The organism is Agromyces sp. NPDC058126 (genome assembly GCF_042884595.1).
In the GTDB taxonomy this organism is placed as follows: domain Bacteria; phylum Actinomycetota; class Actinomycetes; order Actinomycetales; family Microbacteriaceae; genus Agromyces.
Genome location: NZ_JBHVTS010000001.1, coordinates 214,441 through 227,579, shown reverse-complemented (window position 1 = coordinate 227,579; position 13,139 = coordinate 214,441). Strand labels below are relative to the sequence as shown.

The window sequence follows — 13,139 nt, the reverse complement described above, 5'->3', positions numbered from 1 at the left end:
ACACGCTAAGAGGGCCGATTTTTTCCGTCAACACACCGACATAATTCGCTTCGAAATCCGTCATGCACCGGACGAATGGCCTTCCATGCCGGTGCGACGACCGGGACGGACGACGACGAACGGGACGGACGACGACGAACGGGGCGGACGACGACGAACGGGCGCGATGGTCGTCGACCATCGCGCCCGCCTCACCGATGCCGGCCCCGCGCAGGGCCGGCGGCCTCGCCCGTCAGCGCTTGCCCGGGACCGTCACCATGACCGTTCCGGCCACCACCGGCTCGGCGCCGCCGACCGTCACCTCGAGCTGCCCGACGTGGGCGCCCGAGGCGTGGAAGTTGCGGCTCGTACTGCCCGTGTAGGCCGAGTTCTGCGTCATGGCGGCGATGTCGCTCGCCGCCGTGCTCACGAGCTCGACCGGCTGCCGCGTGCCGTCGCTCCAGACCAGCTCGGCGGTGATCTCCGCCGGCACCGTGCTCGGCGCGATCACCCGCCAGTCGATCTCGACCTTCGACGACATCGGGCGATCGCCCGCGGCGGCGGGCGTCGCGGTCACCGGGCAGCGCGTCACGCTCGGCGCCGCGTCGATACGCCAGTCGACGGTCGAGGTCGGGAAGAAGTTGACCCCCTGCACCGTCATCCGGGTTCCGAGCTGCCCGGCACGCTCGACGAACTCCGCGAGCACCTTGCCGCCCTGCGGGGTCCAACCTGCCTCCGCCGTCGCGAGCAGACGCGGGAAGGTGTAGAACTGCGCCTGGTCGACGCCGCGGATGAACTCGCCCCAGAAGGCCGCCTCGACGCCGAGGATCGCGCTCTCGGGAACGCCCGCGATCTGCGTCGCGGGGTTCCAGTTGTAGGCGTTCTCGAGCGTGCAGGGGCCGCCGCACGCCCAGGTGCCGCCGAGCGGCTGACGGCCGTCCTGCTTCTGCGGCATGTAGGTCTTGTTCGCGGGCGACATGATCACCTTCGCACCGCGGGTGTTCACGGCGTCGCGCACGGCGGCGCCGTTGCCCGTCCAGAGCTGGATGACGGCGTCGTCCTTCGGCAGGGCGGTGCTCGCGTACTCGTTCCAGCCGACGACGGTCTTGCCGAGGTCGGCGACCGTCGCGCTCGCGAAGTCGACCATCTTCACGTAGTCGGCGTGCGATGTGGTGTGCGCCTCGTCACCGCCGATGTGCAGGTACTCCCCCGGCGTGAGCTCGGCGACCTGCCGCAGCACCTCGGCGATGAAGGTGTAGGTGTGCTCGTTGTTCGCATCGAACGACGAGTTGCCGACGTCGCCCGTGCCCTGGTGCGGCACCGTGACCTCGCCGGGCTTCAGCTTGGGGCTCGACCCCGCCGAGTTCAGCTGCGGGATGGCGTGGAGCGCCGCGTTGGTGTGGCCCGGCAGGTCGATCTCGGGGATCACCGTCATGCCGTTCTCGCCCGCGTACGCGACGATCGCCCGGTAGTCGTCCTTCGTGTAGTACCCGGTCCGCCCGAGCTCGGTGCCCATGAGCTGGCCGGCCCGGTTGTAGGTCATCCCGGTCGCGCCGCTGATGCCGGTGAGGTCGGTGTAGTCGATGCCCGAGGGGTTCTCGGCCGGGGTGTCCATCGCGATGCGCCAGCCCTGGTCGTCGGTCAGGTGCAGGTGCAGCCGGTTCAGCTTCAGCGGGGCGGCGCTGTCGATCAGCCGCTTGACCTCGTCGACGGTGTAGAAGCTGCGCGCCGTGTCGACCATGAGTCCGCGGTGCTCGAAGCGCGGGTAGTCGCTGATCGAGACGAACGGCACCGACCACTCGACATCGGTCCGCTGCTCCGACTCGATCCACGCGGGCAGCAGCTGGCGGAGGGTCTGCACCCCGTTCAGCGCACCGGCCTCGGTGTCGGCGGCGAGCTCGATGCCGCCGGCTCCGACCTCGAGCGTGTAGCCCTCGGCCTCGTGCCCGGCGGGCGCATTGCCCTCGGCGACCGAGATCTCGATCGCCTGCCCCTCGGCCTCGGCGACGACCGGCAGCGCGAACCCGGTCGAGGGCCGCATCACGTCGGCGAGGTACTCGGCCGCCGCGACCGCGTCACCGGAGGCCTCGATCTCGACCTCGTCCGTGAGCACGAGCGCGCCGTCGCCACGTTCGAGCGAGACGGGCGCGGGCACGAGCGGCAGCTGCGGCTCGGGCTCGGGCAGGGGTGCGTCGTAGACCCGGAACTCGGAGATCGAGTACCCCCAGGTCGACCAGCGGGTCATCCCCTGCATCCGCACGAAGCTCACAGGCTCGTCGACGTCGAGACTGAGCTCGTCGACGCGCGGACAGGTGGCCTGGGCGGTCCGCTCGGCCTGCGTCGTCCAGTCGACGCCGTCGACCGAGGTCTGGACGCGGTAGGCACGCGCGCAGGCGTTCGGCCATTCGAGCACCACGGTCGCGACCTCGGAGGGCTCGGCGAGTTCGAGCTGCACCCAGCTCGCGTCGACGTACTTCGAGGACCACCGGGTCGAGGTGTCGCCGTCGTTGACGTGGGCGGGCATGAAGCGGGCATCGTCGAGCTCGGTCGACGACGCGGTGGCGACGGCGTCGAGCGCGAGGTTCGCGGGCATCGCCGCGCGGAGCGCGGTCGGTCCGGCCGTCGCCGGCGCCTCTGCGGCGGTCGCGGCGAACGGCGCCGCGGGCACGATGAGCGCGGCGGCGAGCACGCCCGCCGCGAGTCGGAATCTGCGTGGCATGAGGTCTCCTCGTCGAGAATCTGGGAATCGCGCCTCACGCTATGGAGCCCGTTTTTTTCCGTCAACACCCCTGCATAATTCAGGCCCGGACGACCCGCAGCGTCGCGAGCGAGGGGTCGACCGCTCCGCGCACGTAGCCGCCCGGGGTGGCGGCGATGCGCTGCAGGAACTCGACGACCTCGGCCGTGACGACCTCTCCGGGCAGCACGTTGGGGATGCCCGGCGGGTACGCGGCGAGGGCGTCGGTCGACACTCGTCCGATCGCCTCCTCGATCGGCACCGGGGCGCCCGGGGCGAAGAACGCGTCGCGGGGCAGCATCGCGAGCGGCCCCGGTTCGGGCAGTGCGACGGGCGGCACGACATCCGCCACGAACGGCCGGGATGCCTCGCCGGCGCCCTCCTCGGGCGCGAGCGCGTGCAGCGCCTCGACGATGCGGTCGACGTCGGGCACGACGCCCGCGCCGAGCACGGCCACGACGGCCGAGTCGGTGGCGATCTCGAAGGAGACGCCCTCGCGTTCCAGGCGGTCCCGCACGGTGTGCCCGTGCAGTCCGCCGCGGGCGACGTCGATCGAGACGCGCAACGGGTCGGCGTCGACGATGTCGGCGAAGGCCCCGAATCCGTCGCTCACGATGCCGAAGCGTCCGCGGCGACGGATCTCGTCGCGCAGCCGGTCGGCGGCGGCGATCGAGGCGGCGATGCGAGCCCCGCCGGTCTGCAGGGTCTCGCGCGCGAGGTCGAGCGAGGCGAGCAGCAGCGCACTCGCGCTCGTCGACTGGGTGAGTGTGAAGCCGCGCTCGACGAGCGGTTCGAGCTCGTCGGCGAACGGCCCGTCGGCGAGGTGCAGCATGGCCGACTGGGTGAGGCTGCCGCCGAGCTTGTGCGTGCTCGAGATGACGAGGTCGGCGCCCTGCCGCACCGGGTTGCCGGGGAGCTCGGGGTGGAAGCCGAAGTGCGCGCCCCAGGCGGCGTCGACGATGAGCGGGGCACCCGCGGCGTGCGCGACCGCGGCGAGGGCCGGGATGTCGGCGACCGCGCCGAAGTAGCTCGGCGAGATGAGGTAGACGCCCTTGGGCCGCTCGGCCCTGTCGAGCGCGGCACGGAGCGCCTCGGGCGAGACGCCGTGGTTGATGCCGAGGACGGGATCGATCGAGGGCGCGACGAAGCTCGGCGAGAGCCCCGCGAGGATGACGCCGTCGATGAACGAGGAGTGGGCGCTGCGCTGGCCGACGACGGGGTCGCCAGCCTCGCGGAACGCGCCGAGCGCGAGCGCCGCGACGCGGTTGGCCTGCGAGGCGCCGTTGGTGACGAACCACGTGCGACGGGCGCCCCACGCCTCGGCGGCGAGCGTCAGCGCCTCGGCCAGCGGGTTGCCGGGGCCCTTGTCGATGCCGGCGAGCAGCGGCGGAACGTCACGGCGCAGGATCTCGGCGCCGAACCACTCGGTGAGCGCGGGGGCGGCGACGGGGTCGGCCGCGTGGCCGGGAACGTAGACCCGCGCCCGGTCGATCTCGGCGTAGCGGGCGACGGCGTCGGCGTAGGGGGTGGGCATACCTCAAGCCTCCCCGATCCGAGATCGATACGGAATAGCGGTCTTTCTGGAATGATCGATAATGAGTATTGAGCAAACATCCTGGAGGCGCGGTGATCGATCTCCGTCAGTTCCGCGCGCTGCGCGCGATCGCCGAGCACGGCTCCGTGGCCGCCGCCGCACGCGCGCTCGACTGGAGCCAGCCGACCGTGTCCCACCACCTCGCCGGGCTCGGCCGTGCCACGGGCTCCGCCGTCGTCGAGAGCTCGGCCGCGGGCACCACGCTCACCACCGCGGGTCGCCTCTGGCTCCCGCACGCCTCCGCCATCGTCGACCGCGCCGACCGCGCGCTCGTCGAGGTCGCCGCGACGCTCGAGTCCGGGCGCCGCACGGTCCGCTTCGGCGTCTTCCCGACCGCCGCGGCCCGACTGCTGCCGGGCCTCGTCACGGCGTTCGACGCCGCCGGCCTCGTGCCCGAGATCACCGAGGCCGAGCTCGACGTGCTCGACTCGGCGCTCGACCGGCTCGAGCTCGACGCCGCGGTGGTCTACTCGGCGCCCGGTGCGCCCCGCCACGGCGTCCGCCGATCGGGCAGCGGCGTCACGCGCACGCCGCTGTTCACCGAGCACTTCTCGCTCGTGGTGCCGGCCCGCCACCCGCTCGCGGGCGTCGGAGCGGTGCGGCTCGCCGCGCTCTCGGGCGAACGCTGGGTGGTCGGCACGCTCGACGACGACCCGGTCGACGCCGCGTTCCGCTCGGCCGCCGTGCAGGCCGGGTTCGAGCCGCTGCTCGGCCCGCGCAGCGACGACTACCGCGTCGTCGTCGAATACGTCGCCGCCGGGCTCGGCCTCGCCTTCGTGCCCGAGCTCGCCGTGCCCACCGGCCGCGACGACCTGGCCGTGGTCGAGGTCGAGGGGCCGGCGCTCGCGCGCGAGGTCTCGCTCGCGACGGCGCCGGCCCTCGCCCCCGAACTGCGCGAACTCATGGTGCGCGCACTCGCCTGACCTGCCGGGTTCCCCTCAGTCGCGCCCGGCGCCGACCGGCACCGACGGCCCGTCCTCCGTCTCGGCTCCAGAGGCTCCAGAGGCTTCGGAGGCCGCGGCCGCGCCGTGCACGGGGTGGGTGCGCTCGAGTGCGGCGCCCTCGACATCGACGTCGGGCAGGATGCGGTCGAGCCACTTCGGCAGCCACCACGCCTTCTCACCGAGCAGGTGCATGATCGCGGGGATGAGCAGCATCCGCACGACGAACGCGTCGAGCAGGACGCCCGCCGCGAGGCCGAAGCCGAGCGGGCGCACCATCGTGAGGTGCGAGAACACGAAGCCGCCGAACACCGCCGCCATGATGATGGCCGCGGCGGTGACGACCGCTCGACCGCCCCGCAGGCCGGCGACCACCGCCGTGCGCGCCGGCACGCCGTGCACCCAGGCCTCGCGCATGCCCGAGACGAGGAAGAGCTGGTAGTCCATCGCGAGCCCGAACAGCACGCCCATGACGATGATCGGCGCGAAGTTCAGCACCGGCCCCGGGTCGTGCACGTCGAAGAGCGGGCCGAACCATCCCCACTGGAAGATCGCGACGACCGCGCCGAACGCCGCGAACAGCGACAGCACGAACCCGGCGGTCGCGATGATCGGCACCAGGATCGAGCGGAACACGAGCATGAGGATGAGCATCGAGAGGCCGACCACGAGGCCGAGGTAGAGCGGCAGCACGTTCGCGAGCTTCTCGGAGATGTCGATGTTGCCGCTCGCCTGGCCGGCGACGCCGAGCGCGAGCTCGCCGGAGCCGTCGAGGCCAGCATCGGCGGCGTCGAGCGGCGCGAGCCCCCGGAGTGCGTGCACGAGCTCCTCGGTCGACTCGCTCGAGGGTCCGTCGTCGGGCACGACCTGGAAGGCCAGGAAGTCGCGGTCGTCGGAGACGCCGACCGGGGCCACGGCGACGACGCCGGGCTGGCCCTGCAACAGCTCGGCGAGCTCGGCCTGCGCCGGGACGACGCCGTCCTCGTCGAGCCCGTCGGGCAGGGCGACCGTGACGAGCAGCGTGCCGTTCTGGCCGGCGCCGAACGCGTCGGCGACTGCCGTGTACGCGCGGTACTGGGTCGAGTCGGCCGACTCCGACGAACCGTCGGGCAGCCCCAGCCGCATCGAGAGCGCGGGGATGGCGACGACGAGGAGGGCGACGATCGCGATGCCGGCGCGGAGCAGCGCCCGCGAGGTCTTCATGGGCTTCAGCTCGGGCTGCGTGTGCGCGTCGTGCCCGATCTGCGCGCGGGCTCGGCGGTTCAGCACCCGCAGGCCGATGAGGCCGAGGAGCGCGGGGCTCAGGGTGACCGCGACGAGCACGGCGATGAGCACGCAGACCGCGCCGACCGTGCCCATGACCCCGAGGAACGGGATGCCGGTGACGTTCAGCGCGAGCAGCGCGACGAGCACCGTGGAGCCCGCGAACACGACGGCGTTGCCCGAGGTGCCGTTCGCGAGCGCGATCGACTCGTCGAGGTCCATGCCGGCGAGCAGCTGACGGCGGTGGCGGTTGAAGATGAAGAGCGCGTAGTCGATGCCGACCGCGAGGCCGAGCATGACGCCGAGCACCGGGGTGACCGACGACATGTCGACGACGCCCGAGAAGGCGAGCGAACCCGCGACGCCGACGCCGACGCCCACGAGCGAGGAGAGGATCGGCAGCACCGCGGGCAGCAGCGCGCGGAACATGACGACGAGCACGAGGAGCGCGAGCACGACGCCGATGATCTCGCCGGGCCCGATGAGCCCATCGATCGAGGCCGCGATCTCGGTCGAGTAGTCGATGCTCACGCCCTCGGTGCCGGCGCCGTCGAGCTCGGCGGCGACGGCCGACTTCTGCTCGTCGGGGAGGCTGAAGAGGTCCTCCTCGAACATCACCGCGCCGAGCGCCGTGGCCTCGTCGTCCGAGACGGTCCTGATCTCGGATGCCGCGTCGGCGAGCCGCACGCCGGCGTCGAGCTGTACGCGCTGCGCCTCGAGCTCCTCGGTGCCCGCATCGAGCTCGGCGCGCTTCGCGTCGAGCTCGGCCTGCCCTGCGTCGAGCTGCGCCTGCTGCGCCGCGAACTGCGCGGCCGCCGCGTCGTACATGCCAGCGGCCTTCGCCTGCTCGACCGCCGTGTCGAGCTGCACCTGGCCCGCGTCGAGCTGCTGCTGGGCGGCGTCGAGCTTCGCGCCGCCGTCGGCGAGCTGCTGCTCGGCTGCGTCGAGCTGCGCGCTGCCGTCATCGAGCTGCGCCTGCGCCTCGGCGCGCTGGGCGTCCGCGGCGAAGGGGTCGACGACGCCCGCAACGCCGTCGAGCTCGGCGATTCGCTCGAGCAGTGCGCCGATCTCCTCCTGCTGCCCCTCGGTGAACTCGGAACCGTCGTCCGTCTGGAAGACGACCGTGCCGGTCGCGCCACCGAGATCGTCGAGTTCGCCCTGCAGTTCGGCCGTCACTCGGTCGGTCTCCGTGCCGGGGATGCTCATGCTCGACGTCAGCGTGCCGCCGAACGCGAGGAATCCGCCGACCGCGAGCCCGAGGGCGAGCACCCACGAGACGATGACGCGCCACGGCCGGTGCGCGGCGAAGCGCCCGAGGCGGTAGAGGAGTTCGGCCATGGAAGTGCTGCCCTTTCGAGTCGAGGGAGTGGCGGCGCCTCATCGAGCCACTCCGAGGATATCCGACATCTGTCGGATATCCGACCGATGTCGGAGAACGGTCGGGGCGCGAGGCATCCGGCTGGCAGAATCGCGATATGGATGTCCGCGTCGAGCGCACCCGCCGTGCGTTGCAGGAGGCGCTGTTCACGCTCGCCAGGGAGCGCCCGCTCGACGAGCTCACGGTCGCCGACATCGCCGCCCGCGCGGGCGTCAACCGCTCGAGCTTCTACCAGCACTACGACGACAAGGAGACCCTGCTCGCCGACGCCCTCGACGCCGCGGCCGAGGCCGCCGGGGCGTCGCTCCCCCGCGTCACCGAGCCGCTCGACGGGCCGCCGCAGGCGCTCTTCGACTACCTCCACCACTTCGACGACAACGCCGAGGTCTACCGCCGAGTGCTCGGCCCGAACGGCTCGGCAGTCGTGATGGCGCGCCTCCGCGCCCGCATCGAGGCCATCGTGCGCGACGGCATCGTTGCGTCGGGCTCCCGCGTGTTCGAGGGCCTGCCCCTCGACGTGGTGGGCGCGGGCATCGCGGGCTCCGCGCTCGGGGTCATCGAGGCCTGGCTCGCGCGCGACCCCCGCCCGCCGGTCGAGACCGCCGCGGAGTGGTTGTGGCGGGTGCTCCTCGGCCCCGGCGACGCCTGGCGGTGAGGCTCAGGCCTGCCCGGCGGCGCCCTGCTCGATCGCGGTGTCGGCGAGGTGCCGGGCCCCGTGGCTCAGCACCTTGACGACGACGCCGCGCCGGCGGAGCTCACCGAGCGTGCGGAGTTCTTCGTCGACGTCGCGCCCCAACGCATGCACGTTCGCGACGACGAGCACGTCGCCGCCGTGCAGGGTGCCGAAGAAGCGGGCGAGCCGCTGCTCCCACGACTCGCCGAGGTTCTCGGGAGCCGGGTAGCGGAAGTCGAGGATCTGCACCCCGAAGGCGGCCAGGTCCTGCCGCTGCTCGAGGATGGGCGGCATGTCGGGTCGCGCGATCACAAGGCCGACGAGCCGCGAGCCCTCGGGCCGCGCCATCCACCAGTGGTGGTCGTGCTGCACCTCGACGAAGCACTCGGGGCACTGGGTCGGAGTGTGGGTCGACGACTCCCGTTCGGTGGTGGGATTCTCGTCGCTCATGGTCTCGCTCGCTCCTCGCAGGGTCGGCCTTCATCGTACGCGGTCGGGCCGACATCGGGGCGGGAGGAACGGCCGGCCGGACGCGGCATCAGTCGTCGGCGCCGAGACGCACCCGGCGGGCGCGACGCCGGGCGAGCACGACAGCCGCCGAACCGAGCATGAGCATCACGAACGCGACGAGCAGCAGCGGGGTCCCGGAGAATCCGGAGTCCGGCAGCGCCGCCGGCCCGGGCGGCGGCGTCGGTCCGGGGGTCGGTCCGGGCGGCGTCGTCTGCTCATTCACGAAGGTGCAGACGACTGTCTCGCCGAGACCGAGGTCGACGACGGCGCTCGCGCCCTCGACCACGGCTCCGCCGCTCGCCCCCGTGCACGTGACCTCGACGAGTTCCCACCCGTCGGTGCCGGACTCGGTGACGACGTACTCGCCCGGCGCGAGCGGCTCGGTCGAGAACGGCGGCGAGGCATCCGACAGCGTGAAGCCCTCGCCCGGTTCGCCCGTCCCGCCCCATGCGAAGGCGAACTCCTGTGACGAACCGCTCGGGTCCGTCGTCTTGTCGACGACGATCATGCCCCATTCCACGTTCGTGAACGTGCAGACGACGGTCTCGCCGGGGTCGAGTTCGATCGACCCGACGAGATCCTCGACGCTCGACGCGGTGCCCTCCGCATCGCCGTCGACACAGCTCAGCCCGGTCGTGTCGTAGCCGTCCTCGTCCGACTCCGTCACCGTGTAGCTCCCCGGCACGATGCCGTCGAAGGTCTCGGCCCCGGTGCCGTCACTCGTCGTCACGGTGAAGTCGGGCGGCTCCAGCCAGTCGCCCGTGAAGTCGAAGGTGCCGTCGGCGCCGTCGACCGCCTTCGCGATGACGATCCGCCCGAGGGCCGTGTTCAGCGCCGCGCATTCGCCGACGTCGCCCGGATCGACCGAGAACTCGGTGAGGTCGTCGAGCACGAACGGCGCCCCACCGTCGCCCGGGGTGATCGTGCAGCTGAGCGCGCCCTCGAGCCAGCCGGGGCGATCGACCTCCACGAACGAGTAGCGCACGCCCGGAACGATCACCGGCAGCGCGATGCTCGCGGTTCCGCTCTCCGTGGCGACGCTCACGGTGATCGGGTCGACCTCGTGGTCGAGATCGGTGAGGACGAACTCGAAGGTGCCGTCGCCGCCCAGCGAGGTCTTGGTGAGCGTGCCGGTGCCGGCCGTGGCCTGGTTGATGAAGGTGCAGGCGAGCTCCTGGCCCACCGGCGCCGTGAACTGCACACCGGGCTCCTCGGGCGCCTCGTCGACGAGCCCGCCGCAGTCGACGGTGCCGGTCCACCCGCCGGGCACGTTCTCGGTGATCGAGTAGCTCCGCCCCGCCACGAGTCCCGTCCAGGTCGCGCTCTGGCCGGACTGCCCGGTGCCGCTCACGGTCTTGGGGTTCGCCTCGCCGTCGGGCACCGGGGCGATCGACAGGTCGAACGACCACTCGAAGTCCGAGGCGATGCCGCCGGCGATCTTCGCGACCGTGATCGACGACGTCGCCGCGGTGTTCTCGACGGCGCAGGAGATCGACTGGCCCGGCGCCGGCACGAACTGCACGCCCGGCGAGGCCGGATCGAGGTCGGCGACCCCCTCGCAGCTGAGCTCGCCGCGCGTCCAGCCGGGCTGATCGGCGCCCGCTTCGCGAACCGTGTAGGTGCTGCCGGGCATGAGCTCGCCCCATTCGACGATCGGTGCCGCGTCGGTCGAGGTGCGTCCGGCGACGCTGCCGTCGGGCGCGACGAGCTCGAAGTCGAACGACCACGCGAAGCCCGGGTCGACGCCCACGACCGACTTCTCGACCGACAGCGACGCCGGCTCGGCGCGGTTGGTGAAGAAGCAGACCGCCGCCTCGATGTCGAGGAGGTCGACGACGACCCCGCGCCCGTCGGCGCTCGGCGCCCACTCGGCGCCGTTGCAGTCGACGCCGTCGAGCGACCACCCCTCGACGTCGACGGGTTCGGTGATCGTGTAGCTGCCGGGGTCGAGCGACCCGAAGGAATCGAGTGCGACGTTCGGCGGGGTCGAGTTGCCGTTGAGCGCGAAGCCCGTCGGGGCGGCGTCGGGCGGCGTGAAGAGGAAGTCGAACAGCTGGTCGAACTCGACCGGGATGGTCCGCTTGACGACCGCGATCGAGCCCGGAAGGCTGTTCGTGAAGAAGCAGCGCACCGTCTCGCCGGGCAGCACCGAGAAGTCGATGCTGCGCAGCTCGAGGTCGCCGGTGTGGTCGCTGCCGCCGTAGGTGCACGAGAGGTCGGCCAACCGGGTCGCGGGGTCTTCGGCGTCGGTCACCTCGGTGATCGTGTAGTCGCCCGGTGCGACGCCTGCGAAGACCTCCTCGTAGAGGGTTCCGTCGCCGTTCGGGGCAGCGATGCTGAAGCTCTCTCCGCCCGGCAGATCGCTCGTGAAGTCGAAGGTGCGTCCGTCGACCCCGTGCACCTCCTTCGAGACGATCACGGTGCCGAGCTGGGTGTTCGTGAACGTGCAAGTGATGTTCTGGCCGGCCGACGGCGTCACGGTGACCGAGCGCTCGCCGGTCTCCACCTCGGCGTCGCAGTTGAGACTGGGCGGCAGCCATCCGTCGGCTGGCCCTTCGGTGATCGTGACCGGCTCGCCGACCGGCACGGCGAACGAGAGACTGCCGTCGTCGCCGAGCGTGAAGGGTTCCTGCCCGGTGGCCTCGAACTCGAACTCGGCGGTCGCGCCGTCGGGTTCGGTCTGCTTCACGACGGTGATCACGGCCGCCGAGTTGGTGATCACGCAGTCGGTCGTGTTCTCGGGTGAGACGAGGAACGTGTCGGCGGGGTCGTCGAGCACGAACTGCTGCGCAGGGCCGCCGGTGAGCGGGATCGCGGTGCAGACCACCGACTGCAACGACCACGGCGGCGGGATCTGCGTCTCCGACAGGCGGTAGTCCGATGCGGCGAGCACCTCGGGGTAGCTCTTCGTCTCGCCCGCCCCGATCGTGTCGACGATCGTGTCGACCGGCGGCAGCCCCGGGAGGACCGGACCGCCGTCGCGGGAGATCGTGTAGCCGAAGTCGTCGTCGGCCACGATGCCGGTCGGCACGGTCGCCTTCGTCACCGTGAGGGCGCCGCAGTTCGAGAGGTTCATCGGGTCGGGCGAATGCTCCGCGAAGTCCTGGATGTTCGCCTGCGGCGAGTTGCCGGTGCGCGTGAACATCTCGGACACCTCGAAGGTGCTGCACTCCGTCGGAGCGAAGATGCCCGCGGTGGTCAGGTCGATCGCGAACTCCCCGAAGGTCTCGAGCGGCTGGTTCGTGAGCGGCGGACCCTCCTGCCGCACGCCCGTCGACCAGTCGAGGTCGGCGGTGCCGGGCTGCGGTTGCCACGTGCCGGCGCCGAGCCCGTTCGCGCACCCGTCGCCCGCGGCCGGCGCCCATCGGAGCACCCGTGCCGTCGTGCCCGACGAGGCGTAGTCGAACTCGATGAGCACGTCGTCGCAGCGGCCGGCACCGGGGCCCTCGAGATGCTGGAAGATGCTCACCTCCCCGTTGCCGACGTACCTCGTCCAGTAGCCGTAGAGGATGGCGTGCCGGGTGCCATCGGCGCCCAGGACGATCTCGACGCCGTAGCCCGTCGAGCAGAGGTCGCCCTTCTCGTTGGGCTTCGCCGAGCCCGGGAGCCACGGGTTCGTGTTCGGATTCTGGCTCGGCGGCGCGCCGGTCGGCTCGGCGCCGACGGCGCAGGCCGCCGTCGCCGAGTTGTTGTCCCAGGCGAACGCCCCCTGCACGACGCCGCTCGACTGCAGCCCCTGCGTCGTCGTGTACGGCCCCGTCGGGGTGAAGGTGAAGCTGCTGTCGGGCTGGACGCCCGTGATGAAGTCGCCCCAGTTGAATGTGGTCGGCGGAGAGGCCGGCGTGGTGGTGCCGTTCATCACCATGCCCGTCTGGAGCCCCGACGGCGACAGGGTCGCGGCCGAGGCTGGCGCGGCGGCACCGAGCGGCACGAGCACGGCTGCGAGCAGCGCCACGGCGATCATCGCCGCGCTGCGCCGCCGCCGTCCGGTCATGGTCGACGCACGCTCCCGTGCATGGCGATCCCAGGCGGCGGCGCCACCGTCGCGCTGATCAGACCGCCTT

The 13,139-nt window shown here is 72.0% G+C and carries 7 protein-coding genes; 2 read left to right on the top strand and 5 right to left on the bottom strand.

Annotation, left to right across the window (positions count from 1 at the left end; genetic code table 11):
- Nucleotides 1-232: 232 nt before the first annotated feature.
- Together ACFVTR_RS01015 and ACFVTR_RS01010 are read right to left on the bottom strand one after the other, a co-directional pair.
- Nucleotides 233-2,698: a family 20 glycosylhydrolase gene (locus ACFVTR_RS01015; protein ID WP_387034163.1), complete on the bottom strand. Its 2,466-nt coding sequence runs from the start codon at nt 2,696-2,698 to the stop codon at nt 233-235.
- A gap of 79 nt (nt 2,699-2,777) precedes the next feature.
- The gene (locus ACFVTR_RS01010) at nt 2,778-4,250 is read right to left on the bottom strand and encodes an aminotransferase class I/II-fold pyridoxal phosphate-dependent enzyme (RefSeq protein ID WP_387034162.1); all 1,473 of its coding nucleotides are present in this window, start codon (nt 4,248-4,250) and stop codon (nt 2,778-2,780) included.
- A gap of 92 nt (nt 4,251-4,342) precedes the next feature.
- Between ACFVTR_RS01010 and ACFVTR_RS01005 the strand changes: the two genes are divergently transcribed.
- Nucleotides 4,343-5,233 carry a LysR family transcriptional regulator gene (locus tag ACFVTR_RS01005; RefSeq protein WP_387034161.1) on the top strand — a complete coding sequence of 297 codons (891 nt, stop codon included), beginning with the start codon at nt 4,343-4,345 and terminating at the stop codon, nt 5,231-5,233.
- 15 nt (nt 5,234-5,248) lie between these two features.
- Here ACFVTR_RS01005 and ACFVTR_RS01000 read toward each other — a convergent pair whose 3' ends face one another.
- Nucleotides 5,249-7,852: an MMPL family transporter gene (locus tag ACFVTR_RS01000; protein WP_387034160.1), complete on the bottom strand. Its 2,604-nt coding sequence runs from the start codon at nt 7,850-7,852 to the stop codon at nt 5,249-5,251.
- 137 nt (nt 7,853-7,989) lie between these two features.
- Here ACFVTR_RS01000 and ACFVTR_RS00995 point away from each other — a divergent pair, with 137 nt between their 5' ends.
- Nucleotides 7,990-8,547 carry a TetR/AcrR family transcriptional regulator gene (locus ACFVTR_RS00995; protein ID WP_387034159.1) on the top strand — a complete coding sequence of 186 codons (558 nt, stop codon included), beginning with the start codon at nt 7,990-7,992 and terminating at the stop codon, nt 8,545-8,547.
- Between the two features lie 3 nt (nt 8,548-8,550).
- On the opposite strand, the gene ACFVTR_RS00990 is transcribed toward ACFVTR_RS00995, so the two are convergent.
- Complete coding sequence (locus ACFVTR_RS00990; protein ID WP_387034158.1) at nt 8,551-9,015, bottom strand: recombinase family protein; 465 nt, start codon at nt 9,013-9,015, stop codon at nt 8,551-8,553.
- An 88-nt stretch (nt 9,016-9,103) separates the two neighbouring features.
- A complete protein-coding gene (locus ACFVTR_RS00985; RefSeq protein WP_387034157.1) occupies nt 9,104-13,069 on the bottom strand; it encodes a collagen binding domain-containing protein in 3,966 nt (1,321 codons plus the stop codon).
- Between the last annotated feature and the right edge of the window lie 70 nt (nt 13,070-13,139).

Bases quoted from the DNA above. Each gene is read 5' to 3' on its own strand.
- ACFVTR_RS01015 (WP_387034163.1), bottom strand. From the start codon at position 2,698: ATGCCACGCAGATTCCGACTCGCGGCGGGCGTGCTCGCCGCCGCGCTC.
- ACFVTR_RS01010 (WP_387034162.1), bottom strand. From the start codon at position 4,250: ATGCCCACCCCCTACGCCGACGCCGTCGCCCGCTACGCCGAGATCGAC.
- ACFVTR_RS01000 (WP_387034160.1), bottom strand. From the start codon at position 7,852: ATGGCCGAACTCCTCTACCGCCTCGGGCGCTTCGCCGCGCACCGGCCG.
- ACFVTR_RS00995 (WP_387034159.1), top strand. From the start codon at position 7,990: ATGGATGTCCGCGTCGAGCGCACCCGCCGTGCGTTGCAGGAGGCGCTG.
- ACFVTR_RS00990 (WP_387034158.1), bottom strand. From the start codon at position 9,015: ATGAGCGACGAGAATCCCACCACCGAACGGGAGTCGTCGACCCACACT.
- ACFVTR_RS00985 (WP_387034157.1), bottom strand. From the start codon at position 13,069: ATGACCGGACGGCGGCGGCGCAGCGCGGCGATGATCGCCGTGGCGCTG.